Annotated in this window: 16 protein-coding genes; 5 read left to right on the forward strand and 11 right to left on the reverse strand. The window is 45.8% G+C overall.

Annotated elements, in window-relative coordinates; genetic code table 11:
- Positions 1-3: 3 nt before the first annotated feature.
- From AACT35_RS00185 to AACT35_RS00225, 9 genes are all read right to left on the reverse strand, one after another.
- Entirely contained in the window at positions 4-894 is an 891-nt protein-coding gene (locus tag AACT35_RS00185) for a hypothetical protein (protein ID WP_099237328.1), read from the reverse strand.
- Between the two features lie 33 nt (positions 895-927).
- Positions 928-1,761 (reverse strand): sulfotransferase family 2 domain-containing protein, encoded by an 834-nt coding sequence (locus AACT35_RS00190; protein WP_099237330.1) that lies wholly within the window; start codon positions 1,759-1,761, stop codon positions 928-930.
- Positions 1,762-1,981: 220 nt separating this feature from the next.
- Entirely contained in the window at positions 1,982-2,473 is a 492-nt protein-coding gene (locus tag AACT35_RS00195; protein WP_099237332.1) for a hypothetical protein, read from the reverse strand.
- 311 nt (positions 2,474-2,784) lie between these two features.
- A complete protein-coding gene (locus AACT35_RS00200; protein WP_254047922.1) occupies positions 2,785-4,644 on the reverse strand; it encodes an ABC transporter ATP-binding protein in 1,860 nt (619 codons plus the stop codon).
- Positions 4,645-4,772: 128 nt separating this feature from the next.
- On the reverse strand, positions 4,773-4,898 hold the full coding sequence (locus tag AACT35_RS00205) for a hypothetical protein (protein WP_256376208.1): 126 nt from the start codon (positions 4,896-4,898) through the stop codon (positions 4,773-4,775).
- Between the two features lie 21 nt (positions 4,899-4,919).
- Complete coding sequence (locus tag AACT35_RS00210) at positions 4,920-5,483, reverse strand: Uma2 family endonuclease (RefSeq protein ID WP_099237334.1); 564 nt, start codon at positions 5,481-5,483, stop codon at positions 4,920-4,922.
- Positions 5,484-5,554: 71 nt separating this feature from the next.
- Positions 5,555-5,986, reverse strand: coding sequence for a DUF29 domain-containing protein (locus AACT35_RS00215; protein WP_099237336.1), 432 nt, complete (start codon positions 5,984-5,986; stop codon positions 5,555-5,557).
- 98 nt (positions 5,987-6,084) lie between these two features.
- Positions 6,085-7,392 carry a glycosyltransferase family 4 protein gene (locus AACT35_RS00220; RefSeq protein ID WP_099237338.1) on the reverse strand — a complete coding sequence of 436 codons (1,308 nt, stop codon included), beginning with the start codon at positions 7,390-7,392 and terminating at the stop codon, positions 6,085-6,087.
- 416 nt (positions 7,393-7,808) lie between these two features.
- Positions 7,809-8,300 (reverse strand): hypothetical protein, encoded by a 492-nt coding sequence (locus AACT35_RS00225; protein WP_254047923.1) that lies wholly within the window; start codon positions 8,298-8,300, stop codon positions 7,809-7,811.
- Positions 8,301-8,746: 446 nt separating this feature from the next.
- On the opposite strand from AACT35_RS00225, the gene AACT35_RS00230 reads away from it, so the two are divergent.
- The 4 genes from AACT35_RS00230 (at position 8,747) to rplI (ending at position 14,882) form a co-directional block, all read left to right on the forward strand.
- Entirely contained in the window at positions 8,747-10,144 is a 1,398-nt protein-coding gene (locus AACT35_RS00230; protein WP_254047924.1) for an SLBB domain-containing protein, read from the forward strand.
- 47 nt (positions 10,145-10,191) lie between these two features.
- Entirely contained in the window at positions 10,192-12,453 is a 2,262-nt protein-coding gene (locus tag AACT35_RS00235; RefSeq protein ID WP_099237340.1) for a GumC family protein, read from the forward strand.
- A gap of 353 nt (positions 12,454-12,806) precedes the next feature.
- Positions 12,807-14,366: a diguanylate cyclase gene (locus tag AACT35_RS00240; protein WP_099237342.1), complete on the forward strand. Its 1,560-nt coding sequence runs from the start codon at positions 12,807-12,809 to the stop codon at positions 14,364-14,366.
- A 57-nt stretch (positions 14,367-14,423) separates the two neighbouring features.
- Positions 14,424-14,882 (forward strand): 50S ribosomal protein L9, encoded by a 459-nt coding sequence (gene rplI, locus AACT35_RS00245; protein ID WP_099237344.1) that lies wholly within the window; start codon positions 14,424-14,426, stop codon positions 14,880-14,882.
- A gap of 163 nt (positions 14,883-15,045) precedes the next feature.
- Here the strand turns inward: rplI and cysH are convergent, their stop codons facing one another.
- Both cysH and trhO read right to left on the reverse strand, forming a co-directional pair.
- A complete protein-coding gene (cysH, locus tag AACT35_RS00250; protein ID WP_254047929.1) occupies positions 15,046-15,783 on the reverse strand; it encodes a phosphoadenosine phosphosulfate reductase in 738 nt (245 codons plus the stop codon).
- A gap of 287 nt (positions 15,784-16,070) precedes the next feature.
- Complete coding sequence (trhO, locus tag AACT35_RS00255) at positions 16,071-16,967, reverse strand: oxygen-dependent tRNA uridine(34) hydroxylase TrhO (RefSeq protein ID WP_099237348.1); 897 nt, start codon at positions 16,965-16,967, stop codon at positions 16,071-16,073.
- A 131-nt stretch (positions 16,968-17,098) separates the two neighbouring features.
- On the opposite strand from trhO, the gene AACT35_RS00260 reads away from it, so the two are divergent.
- On the forward strand, positions 17,099-18,328 hold the full coding sequence (locus tag AACT35_RS00260; protein WP_173867205.1) for a CCA tRNA nucleotidyltransferase: 1,230 nt from the start codon (positions 17,099-17,101) through the stop codon (positions 18,326-18,328).
- Positions 18,329-18,382 lie beyond the last annotated feature (54 nt).

Raw genomic sequence — 18,382 nt, forward strand, 5'->3', positions numbered from 1 at the left:
TTTTTATACATTATCTCTAAAGAGGTAGTGAATGTCGTCAGGCAATTCCCAATATTGAGCAGCTTGTTGCCAGTTCTCATTTGAATTCATAAATGCTGGTGAAGGCAACCTGATTGACGGTAGTTTCTTAAAGTCAAAACATAATCCGGTTTTAGAGCCGATCAATCCAAGTGTATTTATTGGATCAATACAAAAATCTTCAAAGTGGACTGATATAAATCTCTTTCCAAATACTTTCCTTCCAGTACTTTCTACTTCCTGAAATACCAATGCCCAAAACTTCATTAGCCGATAGACAGCAGGGGCTCTATAAAAATACTCTGTTAATTGTGCATCTTTCAAAATAAAAGAGTGAAACGGACTCAGGAGTTCTCGACCTAAAATATCTTCCATATTCCATCGATTGAAGTCAATTTTTCGAGTCCAGAAGGTTTTCTTCCTTTTTAAGTTTAATAAGAGGTATTTTTTTTCTTCAGATGGAAGCAGATGAGATGTAATCCAGCTTGCAGGAGCACGATGAAGATGTATCAGAAAAGTATCCGAATCAGTAATATCTCCAAGGGCTGATATTTTATTCCAGCATCTCGTTGAATCAATGACTACATCTTCATTAAGAGAAAGCAACTTAGTCAAGTATGCATTCTGTTCGGCAGTAAATCCTTTTTTTAGCTCTTCCTGAGGGTAAATTGGATCAAATAATTGCCAAAATAGTTCGCCTTCAGTCTTGAGTAAATCTATAAACTCTTTGAGATTTCCCTTTGAATGCTCTTGTGGGATCTGAAATATCTTTGGATTAAAAGGCTCATCAAAACATCTTGCATTTGTTGCTTCGCGAAAACATTGCCAAAAGATTGTCGAGCCAGATCTTCTAAGTGCCAGAATAATTATTTTCATGATCTATGATGTTTTATGCATTCAGTGAGTAAATTACTGTTGCTTAGCAAGACAATAAAAGCTTATGTCTTGACGACACAATTGTCTGATCTCTTGATTTCTTTGTTCCGTAAAAAAACTATTAATTAAAAAATTTTGTTCTTGTAGCATTTTGTCAGCAGTTTTATTTTTGACTACTTCAATGTCTAATGCTCTGTTAGTCTTGTTATTAAATTTTTGTGCGAATAGATCTAAACGATCTAGAGTACCTATTATTTTGAAGTACTTTAAGTTTGTTACAGCGCGTTCCAAAGAATCTGAAGTGCCGATTCCATCAGGGCTTTTGTCATCTAAATATGACACCAGGATATTTGCATGAAATTGAGCAAGATCAGAGTAAAAATAATCATCCCATAACACTTTAATTTCATCATGAGTTACAGATTTTTTCTTGTTTAAAACTCGTGTTGCTAAATAATATTTAAACTGAGAAATAAATCTTTCGACAGGCTCTCTCAAAATTGTCATAAACATGTAATTTCCTTGATCTAACAAGCATTGCTTGATGACCGGAAAATGACCATATATGTACGGCTCTTGTTTTTCGAATCGCTCAAAAAATAACGCCCTTCTCATATTGAATAAAAGTTCAATTTCTGCGGTGGTAGTATGATTTTTTGAAAGCTTTTGAGCTAAGTATCTGGTCATAATAGGATCGACATAGCCATTATGATTGGCACAAATAGCCCTGGATATTGCCGAAGAAATTGAAGTCCCACCGCATTTTGGTATATGTAAGAATACTGTCTTTTGATAAGAAAAACGTTTTTCTAGATATTTGTTAATCTTTTCCGACGCAGATAATGTTTTTAGAAAAATACTTCTCATTAAAACCAACAATAAAAAATTAAAGTAATACAGTATTCAAGAATACTACTAACAATACAAGATAGGTGGTTGTTCTGGCGAGAATCATCTAATCTATCTTCAAGATTTTAATGGCACTTAAAGTTTAATAACATTTGAAGTTAGAACTGTAAATCTAACCGAGCCTTTTAAGTCTTAATTAACCATTTATCACGAAATTTTCACCCAGTGTAATAAGCTATTAGAGGAGAAGCTTGTAGCCAAAGTAGTTCATCAATTTTTTGTCTATTGATTGATTAATAAGCATGACTGCTTCTTGTGACAATTCCTTACGCCATTTTTCAGACAAGTAGTAATTCCTGTAATAAAGGAAATTTTTAGTTCTATCTTTGGTGGATTGATCATAGTTGGTGAATACCTTTGACTTTTTTTCAATGAAAAATTTTTGGCTGATCTTGTCTATGATCGCCTCTGGATTTTCGAAAATTGCTTCAGTTGTTATATGAATTGTTTTTTTACTATCCAGACGAAGATATGATCTATTTTTGATATTCCACAATTCTATCGGATTACGAAGAATAACATCAACATTATCTCTATTGAGAGTTTTCCATTGTTGTTGAAGAAAATCTTCAAAAGTCAGCTTTTCATTATGAATATGTGAATTATAAGGTCTTTTATATAAAGATAACAACCAAGAATAAGGGTTTTTGGTAATTGTTAAGAAGATCAAATTGGAATTATATAATTTATACCTTCGTAATTCTTGTTCCGATTTTACTCGTGTATGCTTCCATCCTAAGTTAGATCTATATGCAAAATAAAAATAAAGGTCACGGACAAATTATCTTCCAGGCAATTTATTTTGTAAGCTCATAACCATTGGTGGCACAACTCCTGGAATTTCTTTGATATCGAGATTTAGTTTAATTAGTTTACTCATATAACGAGTATTTGTATTTCTCTCGCCATAAATTTTTATAGACTTTGTATCTTGTATCATTTTCTTGAAATTTATCAGTTCTCTAATTAATATTCACAATATCAAGCAACAGTAATGCTACTCTGTAATTCCCAACATCTTGCATAACGTCCATCTTGTCTTAGCAAAGACAAATGCCTACCTCGTTCTACGATTTGTCCTCGATCTAACACCAAAATCTCATCTGCGCCCGTAATCGTCGAAAGTCGATGCGCCACCACAATCACCGTGCGATCTTTCTTGAATTGATCCAATGCTTGTTGAATCAACCGCTCCGACTCACTATCTAGTGCACTTGTTGCTTCATCCAACACCAAAATCTCAGGCCGCTTAATCAACGCCCTCGCCAGAGCCAACCGCTGCCGCTGTCCTCCCGACAATCGATAGCCCCGCTCACCCACAACCGTTTCATATCCATCTGGCAGCGCCATAATGAACTCGTGGGCTTGAGCCGCCTGCGCTGCCTCCATTACTTCATCCAGCGTTGCTGACTGGTAACCATAGCGCAAATTTTCCAAAATGCTGTCATTGAAAATGAATGTATCTTGGCTCACCACCCCAATGTGTTGCCGCCAGTCTTCTAAGCGATAGTTATCCAATGGTTTACCATTCACTAATATCGTTCCAGCAGTAGGCCGATACAGCCCCACCAACACATCTACAATCGATGACTTCCCTGCTCCTGACTCTCCCACCAGCGCAAGCACTCGATTACGGGGAATGGTAAATGTCAAATCCTTCAGCGCAAACGCCCCATCATTGAGATAGGACAAACTCACCGACTGAAACTCAATATCATTCTTCAGCCCTACAAACGGCTCATCCCCCGATTGTTCAAACTCCTTATCCTGACGATCCAAGATGGTTTTTAACCGAAACATGCGAGCACTATTATCAACAAAAACCGTGATGGTACTAACCGTTGCTTTAAGCCGGGCCGATAGTCGCTGCAAAACCAACAGAAACGTTAGTAACACAGGTAAAACATTCGTCTCAGTTCCCTGAAATAGCACCGCTAAAATCGCTAGAACGCCAATGGAAATCATGGGGACTGCATCCATAATTGGCTCCGGTAAGTAGAAAATATAGGCACGCTTTTGAAGCTGTTCCCGCGTTTTATCTAGCAGAAGATTCGCTATTTCAACTGTTTTTCGCTGCATTCCAAAGGTATGGAGCAGTCGCAACGCCTGAATACTCTCCGTAATGTATTTTGCTGACTCAACCTGAGTTTGTGTTACTTGATATACTACATGCCTTAGTCGTGGAATTACCTTGTACTGCACCAGAGCAACGGCCAATGTCAAGAGAGCCGCAGCTAGAGCCAACACAGGCGAAAGGCGCACTATCACCATCAAATACATCACAGCGAAGGATAAGTTTACCGCAATATTATTGAATTGCGTGATTTGTCGATCAACCGCCAGTGCCGCGTCATTCGCAAACAGTACCAGATCGCCTACTTTATAACGACTGACACAACCATAACTAAAAGCCATTGTTCGCTCAAACACTTTGCCCGTCACATGGGGCTGAGCTTTTGCTGATAGCGACGCTGCTGATACCTTATTAGTATAGTTGCTCAAACTAAGCAGAATTTGTAATCCCACTGCAGCGCCAATTAACACCAAAAACATTTGCTTTGGAGGCAGCGGCAACAGCGTCGCAAGAGTCTGCATTAATTGCGAATCAGCCTGTGCTTCACCTGGAGTAGAGAGATACGACGCCGCCAGATAAATCACCCCTAACGTGCTTCCCTCCAGCAGCGCACTCAATATATTTGTCGTCAGATTCACAACAATCAGCCCCCAATTTTTCTGGGCTGTTTCGAGCACCAACTGATAGGCGGGCGATCGCAAGTTACGCAAAATTTTTTTCACAATTAAATATAGATTCTTAAAAACACAAAAGTGAGTCAAGTTCATGACCCATGTCATTTTTAGTTGCATCGACAGGACAAGTCACCTTTGCAATAGGTTATCTTAAACTACTGTCATTGTGTAAAAATGGCGGTCGCCCATAAGATACTGTGAGGCATGCAAAGTTGGCTTAGTCATAGCACCTCAAAAAGGCGATCGCCTTCTATCACACCAGCAGCAGGGCAGTAGAGGATAAGTTCATTTTCAGGGAGAAATTTTTGGGCGATCACAGCGATCGCTAAGTGAAAAACTAAGGCCAATAATTGGTATCTCGAACTTGTTCAGTCTAGGCTGATGCTTAGTCCAGGTAAAACCTCTTCTCCAGATAAGGTCGCCGGTAAATTGATGATTTGTATGGTTTGATTTGGGCGATAGATTTCCACCTGTTTTTGTTGTGGATTAATCAACCAACCTAGCCTTAAACCAGAGCCTAGGTATTCCTGCATTTTATTTTGTAAGGGTTTTAAGCGATCACTTTTTGACCTCAGCTCAATGACAAAATCCGGACAAATTGGCGGAAATCCTTCTCGTTCTGCGTGGGTTAGTTTTTCCCAGTTGCATCGGGAGAGCCAAGCCACATCAGGGGAACGATCGCCGCCCTGGGGCAAGCTAAATATTGTTGAAGAACTAAAAACAATTCCGAGTTGACTCTGATCATTCCAGAGAGAAACTTTGAAAATAAGATTCGCTTCTTGGGCACCGATTTCACCCCCAACTGGAGACATAATAAGGAGCTTTCCTTGGGGGTCTCTTTCTAAGTTGAGGTCAGGATTGTTTTGACAGAGCTGATAAAATTGCCCGCGATTTAACGAAACAATTGGCTGAAGGTCTAAAACGGTAGCCATAATGATGCAGATTAGAGGAGTAAGCTAATTTTAACAACTTGTTCTCATTGAAGCGATCGCCCTCTAGAGGATCACTCACCAAGGGAAATAACGCGACTTAACACATCTTCGATATCGTAGGGGCAATCTTTAGGAAAATCTAAATCCGTTTCCCGGATCGCGTCAGCACGGGCAAGCCGATACATTTTTGCTAGGGATACCTCATCATTAAGATAGCGCCGCAGACTCGGACTGTCCTCAAGATATAGTTCAATATTACTTCGTTCTCGATCAATCGTATTTCGCCAACTGCGAGACCGTTTTTGGGGCTGATGATCCCACTTTAATAGGTGATGTAAAATCAGCCGGATACTGCTAAGGAGGCGATCGCGTTCTCGCTTGGACAAATCCCGCACCTCTTCTACCAAGTTTTCAATATCAAGGGCCATAAAATCCCCAGCGGCAAGAAGATCGGCCATCGTTTCTGCCCATTGACTAAAGTCTTTTTCGTACAGTTGTTCCATGGGAGTACCAATGCTGCATTCATCAAAGGACAGAAGAGATGCCCCTATTTTAACGACTCATTTAAAAGCCAAGAATGGAAATAAAAAGCGATTGCTCTCTACCGTTTGACGGAATTTTGCAACACCTCTAAATATTGCGCCGCAATTCGCTGCGGTGTGAAGTTCTCTTCTAAATATCGGCGTCCTGCTTGGCCCATGCCCTCTGCTAGGGGGCGATCGCCTGCCAACTGCCGAATAAAATCCGCTAGCCCTTGGCCATCCCCATTGGCGATCGCCCGGCCACAATTTGTTTTCTGCACTAGATCTTTTAAATAGCTCTTGGGCGGACAGACCACGGCAATGGGCCGACCTGCTGCCAAGGCTGAATAGAGCTTACTCGGTGCTAACAGGCGTTCCATCCCCGGACTCAAACTGACTAACGACAAATCACAGGCCGTCAAGGAGTAGGGCAGCACTTCTTTATCTTGGTAGGGCAGCAACAGCAGGTTCGATAACCCCAACTGTTCGCGCTTTTCCATTAACACCTGCCGCTTGGCACCATTGCCAATACAGACAAACTTAATCGGTTCATCCTTGAGTAAAATGGCCGCTTCGAGGAAGGTTTCAACATCGTGGCAACGTCCCAGATTGCCAGAATAGAGCACCGTAAATGGCTGAATCAGTCCGTACCGCAGGGCAAACCAATTTTTTTGTTTGGGGATCGGCACGATTAAGTCCGGATTTGCCCAACTGTGGATCACGCTGACCTTTGATTCGATCTCCGGGCAGAGTTGGGTAATGTGTTGTTTTTTCGCTGGGCTTAACACCACAATGCCCTTCGCCCGTCGCCACACCCTGAGGTTCATATTTTGCCAAAATCGCGCTAACCAGTGCTGTTCTGGGATCACGCCAAGCTTAACGGCAATATCAGGATAGAGATCATAGAGCAGACAAACATAGGGCACTCGGAAAATCAGGTTCGCAAAGTAACCCACGACGGGTAAAAAGGGAGGGGCCGTCGTAATCAACAGCAGTTCTGTTTTGCGCCCACATCCGACGAGATGGAGCACTGTCCGCAATAGGAACAAAATGCCATTGATCGCTTTGCCGCGAATCCGCTGGGGCCAGAGCTGGGCTGTCCGCGATCGCCGGACTTTCAGACTATCTACTTGTTCAAGGCGTGGAGCATCTGTCGCTTGAAAGGCGTATCCGGGTTGCCCCGTAAAGATATCAACATCTAAACCTTGCTGGCTCAGGTGCCGCGTCAATTCCTCGATGAGCTGACCTGTCGGGGCAAAATCAGGGGGGAAAAACTGGGTGAGCACCATTAAGCGGAGTTGTGGTTCATTCCTCGGCCCAGAAGGTTGATCAATAGTTGGCTGGGAACGGCTAGAAACCAAGCACTTGAGGTAATGAACAAACAACATAGATAAACTTTTTTAAAGGGGAGATAAAGCTAAAGATTTGGATCGGCGAAGCAATGAACCCATGCACTTTTGCTTCATCTTCACCATTAGGCGATCGCTGAACCATTAACCAAAAAGGCGATCGCCCTACACGCAAAGCTTTCTAGGCAACGTTTTTAGTGATCCCCTTGTAGCTGAAAGATCGTTGCGCGGCCATGCAGCAAGCTTGGGTTGTGAAAAAAATAGACAGACGAATCCTGGGACTGTTCTACCCTGGATGCCGAACTGATGGCATTGCTAGTAGTAGAAGCAGAGTAGAGAAACTGAGATCAAATAGACCATCGAAGCTCACTCTACGGTGGGAAGCTTTCATCGCTCCCTCATGCTTTCTTCATCATTTCTTCACACTGTATCCTATCTACGCCAATTGGTCGAGGTCAATTTACGAAGCAGAAATCTTTGATTGTGGTAGAACCCTGACATTGCGATTGACGGCGCGTAAACTCGCTGACAGAAGGATTGCCTTGAACAGAAATTACGCCAGTTGCCTGTTGCCATAGTTCAGGAGAGGCCAACGATAACTGATATTCGCGATCGCATTTGCGGACATGATACCATTTCGTTTCTTGACAACACTTACACCAAAAGGCTTCTAGCCACTCCCCATCTAAGGGCACAGTCGTTTTTGTTGCAACGAGTAAAAGTGCCTTGCGCCGACTGAGCCCCCGGCTTTGGAGATGATCCGGTTGGTCGGCGTAAATTCGGTGTTTCTGACTCACACTATCTAAGTAGCACTGGTGAATCGGGCAAAAGATAGCACGGCGCTTGGAACGCTTACGGTGGCGATCGCGGCGCTTGGTCGATGATTGTTTGCCTGAACTTCTATTGTCTGGGGAGACAGGATGAGAATTCCGGTTGATTGGTTTCATGACGCAGAATGAATGTAGACCCAATTGCCGAGACAACTTGATTGGTAAACAAAACGCTAACAGGATAGTGATTGCTTGCCACTTAACACATACTACTCATCGACACTATTCCTAAGTGTCTAATTTAGAGATTGGTATCAGTCTCAAGCATTAACATTAGCCTGGCTCATCTAATCGTTATACTGACAATTTTAAAATAAGCACCTATAATGTCTGGCGTCTGGATTGAATTTGCTTCCTTTTTGTCATCGGTTGCTCACTTTTAAACCTGTGCCCTATGGTAGTGACACTTTACAGTAACTTTACAATAGAATTTAGATAAATTTTCTCCCTTTTGAATCGATCAGCATTAGCCTGCCCCTAATTTGGGGTCGTCTGTAGATAGCTGTGTTGTTAGTAGATTCTGAATCCTTGGGTCAGAATATAAATTCCAGGAGCCTTGCTCAATGCAATTTTTTATCCTGTTTTGTACGTCAGTCTTCATCCTAATTCCTGGTAGTTTCAGCGCTGCCGCTGCTGCCGACAGGTCTGATTTTTCAGAAGATGGGGCGATGCAAGCGCAAACTCCACAACGGATCCACCTATCGTCTAGTGCTTTGCCGGCAATGGGCGTTGATCGAAACTACATTCTCGGTGTGGGCGATCAGTTAGAAGTTGAAGTCTTTAATGTGCCTGAATATAGTGGTAGTCAACGGGTGCTGGCCGATGGCTCCCTTAACCTCCCGGCCATTGGTAAAGTGCCGGTTGCGGGTTTAACCATCGAAGCAGCAGAAACGGCGATCGCCACCCGCTACCAGTCAGAATTACGCTATCCCAGAATTACCCTTGTCCTGCAGCAACCCCGTTCTTTCCAAGTGACCCTCTCCGGAGAAGTCAATAGTCCCGGTGCCTATACCCTAGACGGAGGCCAGTTTCCCACCCTGGTGCAAGCCATTCAGGCTTCGGGAGGGCTCACCTATGCCGCCAATTTACGACAAGTGCAAATTCGTCGCCTCAACCCATCTGGCGCAAGGCAGACCGTCGCCGTTGACCTCTGGGAACTGTTACAAAACGGCGATGCAAGCCAAAACATCGCCCTGCGAGATGGGGATGCGGTTTTTGTCCCCGCAGTAGAAACGGTGAACTTAACCGAGTCGGCTCAACTAGCAGCCTCAAATCTAATTGGCACCCCTGAAACCTTAGACATTGGTGTTGTTGGCGAAGTATTTCGTCCAGGTATCTATCGATTAACGGGCGGCGAATCCCAAACCAACCCCACCGTCTCCCAAGCCATTCGGGAAGCAGGTGGAATCAAGCCCTCCGCTGATATTCGTCAAATTCAAGTGCGACGTCTGACCCGCAGTGGCACATCCCAAACCATTGACATTGATTTTTGGGAACTGTTTCAATCGGGGGACTTGACCCAAGACTTAGCCTTACAACAAGGGGATACCATTTCTATCGCCACCGCTGCGGCCCCATCCGATGCCGAGGCGGCCCAAATTGTGGCCACTAACTTGTCCCCCGATCAAATTCTCGTTAATGTGGTCGGTGAAATCGAGAGTCCTGGTGCTGTTCGCGTTCCTGCAAATACAACATTAAACCAAGCCGTGCTGGCCGCTGGAGGACTGACAGATCGCGCCCGCAACGATGTGGAATTAATCCGTCTCAATCCCAATGGCACCATTGTCCAGCAGCAGTTTGAAATTGATTTTTCTCAAAACGTCAATGCCGAATCCAACCCAATTCTTTGGAACAACGATGTCATCATCGTGGATCGTAATGCAACGGCTAGCTTTACAGATGGACTCTCACGCATTTTAAGTCCACTGCGCAATCTTTTGCCTTTCGGTTTCTTATTTTAAAGATGAATTTTTAAGAATTAAATTTATAAATTAAGCGCGAAATTAACATGGATAAGCAAGACACTAATAACGCTGTTCTCGAATATCAAAATAACGGCCATAAAAAAAATGGCGCAGTCGCCCCAATACCGTATCCTGTCTCTCCTCTATTGCAACCAGTAGACTACGGCGATGACTTCGATTTCCGCCAGTTTTTATCCGTGATGCGGCGGCGAGCTTGGTTAATTCTGGGGGTGATAACCGTTGGCATGGGGGCAGTTACCTTCAACACATTTTCCCAAGAAAAAATCTACTTATCGAAGTTTCGTTTGTTAGTTGAACCCGTTAATTCCAACAATAACGTTTCTGACTTAGCCCAGAGTCTCCAACCAGGCAGCGGCAGGGCAGGGGAGCTAGACTACAGTACCCAAATCCAAGTATTACGCAGTCCTGAGTTGCTGCAAAAAGTTATTCAACCACTGCAGCAACAATATCCTAACCTTAACTACAATACTCTACTCAGTAATCTCAGTATTACCCGACCGGGAGAGACAAAAATTCTCGAAGTCAGCTATCAAAATCCAGACCCTGATCAAATTGAAGCGGTGTTAGAACAGCTTAGCTCGGTGTACCTGGAGTACAGCTTGGCCGACCGCCAAACCAACGTTAGACAAGGTCTGCAGTTCATCGATGAACAATTACCCGACCTCCAACAGGAAGTGGATACTCTGCAGGCAGAGCTTCAACAGTTTCGTCAAAACTACAATTTCACCGAGCCAGAAATTCATTTCAATCAGCTTGCCCAGAAAGCAGCAACCTTAGAGCAGCAGCGCTTCCAACTTCAGCAAGAAATTGCCCAGGCCCAAACCCGCCTCCAGTCCCTCCAAGGAGACCGTGGGGCTTTAGCCGCCCTCGAAAATTCAGAAACCTATCAGCAAGTCCTTGGTCAACTGCGGTCAGTCGAGGCGAACATTGCCAAAGAATCGACGCGTTTTCAAAATGATAGCTTGAACATTCAAGTGTTGAGAGAAGAACGCCAGAATCTACTGCCCATTTTGCAACAGGAGGCGGAACGGGTGGGGGCAACCCAAGTGACAGATGCCGCTAATCAGCTCCGTATTCTGCAAGCTCGGATTCCATCCCTCAATCAAGCCCAAGCCGAAGTCGAGCAATCTTTTCAAAATCTCGCCGTTTTAAATCGACTATACACTGATCTCCAGCGGCGACTCGGGATTTCAACGGAAGCATTGACAGAGCTCCTGGCGAGACGCCAAGCTCTACAAGTGCAAGCCGCACAGACGGAGATTCCGTGGGAAGTGATTGAAGGTGCCACGCGTCCCAACTTACCGATCTCGCCTAATATCCAACGGAGCTTGATGCTGGGCTTTATTGCTAGTTCGGTCTTGGGCGTCGGCGCCGCTTTACTACTCGATAAACTCACCGATGTTTATTACTCCCCAGATGATCTGAAGAATCGGACAAAGCTACCATTGCTAGCTAATATTCCCTACGAAGAACAACATGGGATGGCTGGAGGAGCAGAATCGTCGTTACCACCACTGCTACGTTTCCAACGTTGGCTGACCTCCTTCATTCCGGCTTCAACGACTCGGACATGGCAGAAAATGACCAGTGGGGATCACCCCTATGGCTATTATGGTGCGTCTGCATTTTCTGAATCTCTACGGGTGCTACATACGAATTTGAAATTACTGAGTGCCGATCGCCCTTTACGCTCGGTGATTATTGCTTCGGCTTTGCCGGGAGATGGTAAATCAACGATCGCCTTGAACTTAGCACCAACGGCGGCGATTCTCGGTCAGAAAGTCTTGCTCGTTGATTCTGATATGCGACGTCCCCAGGTCGCTCAGCGCCTTAATTTAAACCAAAAACAGGGTCTCAGTACTGTGATTACAAACAATAGCAGCGAGACTGAAATCGAAAGCTATTTGCAGAAGCCGATGCCCTTAGTGGATTTTTCTGTGTTGCCAGCAGGGACTCTGCCTCCTGATCCGGCAAAATTACTCGCGTCTCAAAAGATGAAACATTTGGTTGAGGAGTTTGAGCGCACATTTGACTTCGTTGTTTATGATACGCCGCCAGTGCTTGGACTTGCTGACACGAGTCTGCTCGCCTCCCATGCTGATGGTGTGATTTTAGTGGTCACGTTGAATAAAACCACGCGCTCGGCCGTTTCCCAGGCGATCGCCACCTTTAAGCAAGCCAATATTCCAATCTTAGGACTCGTTGCTAATAGTCAAACAAAAGGTACATCTAGCAGTTCTTATTCCTATTCCTACTACGGTTCCCAGTCCAAGAAACGTCAATAAATCATTTGTCTTTCTAGGCGATCGCCCACTGATCGTTTGATTTCTGTATTAACCCTCTCGCACCAGGAGGGGAAATTTGTATTTTCAGTTTTTTCTGGGGAACAGCTTGGACCGAGGAAAATTCTACACTTGCACTTGAGCAACACCCAAGCAGAGCAATTCACAAAACAGGGTACTACTCAACAGCGCTCAAGATTCGTTGCTGAAAACCCCCAACCGATCCATAGCCCGCCTATGATGGACAAAAGAGTCATAAATACTTCTAGGCACCTTCATTCCAGTTGCTTGAGTCATTGTGGCCCATTGCACCAGGTCATTTTTTCTTCAGGGCAAACTTTTGTCGCGTTTTACCTATGCTTGATCTCACCTCCTACAAATCCGTTGAAAAATGCCTCATTAAAGACCCCATTATGCTCGCGGCGGAGACCACCTTGCTTGAAGCGGCAAACACCATGGCGAGTTTAAAGCGCACCTGTGAGTTACAAGACAAAACAAGCGATGCCCTAGAGGTCAATAGCAGCCGAGCCAGTTGTATTTTGGTGATGGCCGACCAGAAATTACAGGGGATTGTGACTGAGCGAGATCTCTTAAAATGGGTCATCCTAGATCAAAATTGGCAGCAGATCACCCTAAAGCAAATTATGACGACCCCTGTCATCTCTCTGACTTGGGATCAGTCTTTAACACCCCTGCATATTTCTCAACTGTTGCAAAAACATCGGATTCGTCACTTACCAGTTCTAGACACAGAAGGTAAGCTATTCGGTTTAATCACCCACCGCTTATTGCGTGGTGTCATTGAACCTGTGCATTTGCTGCGCCTGCGATTTGTCACAGAAGTGATGGTGAGTCGCGTGGTCTACGGTGCCCCCCAACAATCCATGTGGCACTTGGCTAAGGTGATGATGGAATGTCGCGTGGGTTCAATTGTCATTGTTAAACCCCATCCGACTCTCGAACAGGCTTGGTTTCCCCTGGGAATTGTCACAGAACAGGATATTTTACATTTACGTTCCCTGGATGTGGATTTGCAAAAAATCACAGCGGAACAAACCATGACCCGGCCAATCAAAATTGCGGTGCACCGTTCTTTGATCGAGGCTAAACAACTGATGGAACGGCACCAAACCCACCGCTTGATTGTGGTCGGGGAGCACCACGAACTCCTGGGGTTGGTGACCCAATCGAATTTACTGGAGGCGATGAACCAAAATGAGATGTACGGGCTTGTGAGTTTTTTAGAACAGCAGATCAAAGAGCGTACCCAGGAACTAGACCGCCTCAATCAAAAACTTCGTCAAGAGGTGCAGGAACGGAAAAAAGCTGAAAATCGCATTCGTCAACTGTCTCTTACGGATGAATTGACAGGCGTTTACAATCGTCGGGGTTTCTTTATGCTCGTCGAACAGGAATTATCCTTGCTGGAGCGCCAAAAGTTGCCTTTTTCGCTCTTTTTCTTCGATGTGGATAATCTAAAGATGATTAATGATCACCTGGGCCATGGGGTAGGCGATCACGTCATTGTCGATGCAGCCCAGATTCTGCGGGATAGCTTCCGGAGGGCAGATATTCTGGCCCGGCTGGGGGGCGATGAATTTACCTGTTTTGCACCGGTGAACCAGGCAGAAGCGGATCTGATTTGCCAACGTCTCCAAGCGGCGATCGCCAACTTCAACCAACAACAACAGCGCTCCTACCAACTTTCTATTAGTACTGGTTACGCCAGTTATACCGAATTTCCAGCCAATGCCTCCCTACGCACCCTGTTGAAACAAGCTGACGAGAAAATGTATCGGAATAAGCGGCAGCGGAAACAAGGGCGACAATCTGCCTGTGACGACAACCCCCGCCCCAATACCACAAAACAGAACACAGATCCGGACTATTTGCCTAAACAATCCCTTAACTTGTAGAATTTAAAGTTCTGGAAGCTAACAGATTTCTATAGAAAAAATTATTCTGTCAATATTATGAGTAAGCGTTTACAGGTAGTCCTAAATCAGGACGTGCGCAAGCTAGGCAACAATGGTGACCTCGTTGAAGTTGCCCCAGGCTATGCCCGTAACTACCTCCTCCCCCAAGGCATTGCCTCCCTCGCCACCCCCGGCATTCTTCGCCAAGTTGAACAGCGCCGCGAAAAAGAACGTCAACGTCTGCTTGCAGAACTCCAGGACGCCGAAGTGCGTAAAGTTGCCCTCAAAACCGTGGGTAAACTCATTATCCGCAAGCAAGTTGGTGAAGAAAATCAAATTTTCGGTACCGTAACCACCCAGGATGTGGCCGACGCCATCAAAGAAAGAGCAGGCCAAGATGTGGATCGTCGTGGCATTACGCTCCCTGAAATTGGCAAAACTGGTAGCTACGAAGCCCAGGTTAAACTGCACCCCGAAGTGACCGCAACGGTTCAATTCGACGTAATCCCCCTCTAGATAGCTTTAAACCAAAGGATTGCGGCATTTATTTTTTGTCATCCAATCAAATTGTTAACCCCAGGGGCGAATCACTATTGATTCGCCTTTTTTAAGTCTCTGGGATGGACAATTGCTCTGTTGTCTAGGGCTTGCCATGGCAAACTCGACTACCGCAACTTGATCAGAGGCCGCTGGAGTCTAAACTCTGGGCTTCTTCGGAGGTGCTGGGAAGGTGTAAGCCACATTCTTGTTTTAGGCCCCGGAAACGGGTATCCCGTTCGCTTTCATCGCCTGCCATCAAAGGCCGACTAGAGTGCCAATCCCCAACGGTGACATAGCCTTTATCAAAATAGGGATGGTAGGGGAGATCGTGGGCCACTAGATACTCATAAACATCCTTAGAAGTCCAGGTCAAAATTGGGTGAATTTTGTACTGCTTGCCTTGTTTGGCAACGTAACCGAGGGTCTTGCGGTGGTCAGTTTGGCCTTTGCGGAGTCCGGCGAGCCAGGCTTTGGCGTTTAACTCCTTGAGGGCCCGTTGCATGGGTTCGACTTTGCGGATGTAATCGTAGCGGTTAAAGGCTTCGATGTTGTCCTGTTCCCATAGTTTGCCGTAGAGGGCTTCCATCCGCGCCGGACTGAGGGGGGACTGATAGACTTTGAGGTTGAGGTTGAGGCGATCGCCTAATTCTTCGGCGAAGCGATAGGTGGCCTCTGGGAGATAGCCAGTGTCAATCCAAACGACGGGAATATCTGGGATGACCTGGGTGACGAGGTGGAGCATTACCGCCGACTGAATCCCGAAGCTGGTGCTCATGATCAGCCCTTCGGGAAAGGTCTGGGACGCCCATTGGACGACTTCAACGGCATTGGCCTCGCTGAGTTTTTCGTTAACGGTCGCTAAATCAAGATCTGGCATCATCCCACCCATTTGAACATCTCCCATTGGCATTGATTGTGCTTGGGGGTTGGCGGTTTGCGCGCGGGGGTTGAGGTGGGAAAGATGCAGTTGTGGCATACTTTTACGGGTAAGTAAGGGTGATTTAGTAAATGGTGCGGTTGACTAGGGGCGATCGCCAAAGATTTGATCCTTTGGGAATTACCAAAAATCAACGTGGTAATGTCGTTACGTCATGAATGCTGGCAAAGAATTAGCCCCATTGTAGTCGAGAAGTTCCCCAATTCTGCTGTGGATTCCCTGACGATCTAACTGGCTTGGCAGGCTTTCATCTGTTGCCGTTGTTGCCATTTTGCCTCAAAGCGCGATCGCCGTTCCGGGGTCAGAGCTTCAATACAATAGGGACAAGACACGCCAATCTCATAGTCCGCCGACGTTTTATCCTCAGCATCAATGGGATGGCCACAGGCATAGCACAGTTCATAGTGACCCGTTTCTAGGCCATGTTTGACCGTGACCCGTTCATCAAACACAAAGCATTCCCCTTCCCAGAGGCTTTCTGCAACGGGGATTTCTTCGAGATATTTTAAAATACCGCCCTTGAGATGGTAAACCTCCTGAAACCCTTGGTTTAAAAGGTAGGAGGTCGCCTTTTCACAACGAATCCCCCCTGTGCAAAACATCGCCACCTTCGCATTTTTCTGGGGGTCTAGATTTTCGGCGACATAATCGGGAAATTCGCGGAAGGATTTGGTGTTGGGGTTAATGGCCCCTTTAAACGTACCGATACCCACTTCATAATCATTGCGGGTATCCACGAGGGTCACATCCGGATTTTGGATCAAGTCATTCCAATCCTTGGGGTCAATGTAGGTGCCGACGGTATTGTTCGGATCAATGTTCGGCTGGCCTAGGGTAACAATTTCCTGTTTGAGTTTGACCTTGAGACGTTTAAAGGGCTGCTTGGGGGCCGTCGAAACTTTGTAGGTGAGATCTGCGAGGCGAGGATCTTGATGCAGAAAGTTCACCATGGCATCGAGGGCTGTTTGGGTCCCTGCAATGGTGGCATTGATGCCTTCGTGGGCCAACAGAATAGTGCCAATGATGTTTTGTTCGTCGGCAAAGTTAAAAATGGGTTGTTGCCGTTCTTTGTAGTCAGGAAAATCAAAAAATTTATAAAAGGTGATGACAACAAAGTCCTTCATTTGGTCGGTGCCCTCAAACAGCAGACCCTATTTTAGCCTGTGTTTTTGCGCTTTTGAATTTCCCCACCCATAATCGGAGGGGGAATGATATTCTCATTAATCGTGCTTATTCTAATCGGGTTTCGTCATTGATGGTTTTGGACTCTCCCAAGGAGCGTTTAGCTGAATTTTTACGCCTTTTGCCATTTTCTGTGGCGGAATTACCAGCGGAGGCTTGCTTGGTGGGTGGTGCCGTGCGGGATGCCCTCTTGCAGCGCCAGAGTGATTATATTGATTTTGATTTCGTCGTCCCCAAAAAGGCAGTGGAAACGGCCCGTGCCATTGCAAAAAAATATCAAGCGGGTTTTGTGGTACTCGATGAGATGCGTCAAATTGCCCGGGTGGTCTTCCGGCAGGGAACGTTGGATTTTGCCCAACAGGAAGGGGACAGCCTAGAGCGGGATTTGCGGCGGCGGGATTATTGTGTAAATGCGATCGCCTACCATATCCGTTCTGATTGCTTAGTCGATCCCCTCAATGGCCTCGCTGATTTGGAAAATAAGGTGTTGCGGATGGTGACACCGGAAAATTTGGCCGATGATCCCCTGCGGTTATTGCGGGCCTATCGCCAGGCGGCGCAGTTGGGCTTTACCTTAGATGCGGCTACCAGGGCACAAATCCGGGAATTGGCCCCTTTAATTAAAAATATTGCAGCGGAACGAATTCAGCATGAGTTGAACTATTTGTTGCACCACCCACAAGGCGATCGCTGGCTAGAGTTGGCCTTTCAGGATGGCTTGTTGGCCCATTGGTTGCCCGCAGCGGATCAAACGAGTTTAGACCGCATGCAACGGTTAACGGCCATTGGTCAAGAATTCGCCGCAGTCTACCCCGAATTTACCACGGAGACAGCCTGGCTCGCCCTAGGAAAATTGGCCTGTTTGGTGGGCAGCGATCCAGAAAAAGCACAACAGGCGATCGCCCGCTTGAAATATCCCCGGTACGAACTGCGCACCGTCAGCACCGTCATCGAGATGCTCCCCCAACTGTTGGCCAGCCAAGCGCAACCCCTGAGCCTGCGAGAACAATACTTTTTCTTCCAAACGGTTAAGGGTGCTTTTCCGATCCTTGCCCTGGTTGCCCGGAGTTTTGGCCTCAACAGCGCCTCATTGGTGCCATTACTGCAACGGTATTTCACCGCCCACGATCCCGTCGCTCATCCGGTTTCGCTTTTATCAGGGAAGGATCTCATCCGTGAGTTGCACCTTTCCCCCAGTCCCCAAATCGGTCATCTACTTACCGAAATCCAAGTGGCCCATGTCGAAGGAAAAATTCACACCAAAGCCGAAGCGATCGAGTGGGGGCGATCGCAACTGCACTAGCCACGAAACACAAAAAAATGCAGCCAAGCATTATCCTGGACTGCACTTTCAAAT

It is taken from the genome of Synechococcus sp. BDU 130192 (genome assembly GCF_963876085.1).
Lineage (GTDB): Bacteria > Cyanobacteriota > Cyanobacteriia > Cyanobacteriales > MRBY01 > MRBY01.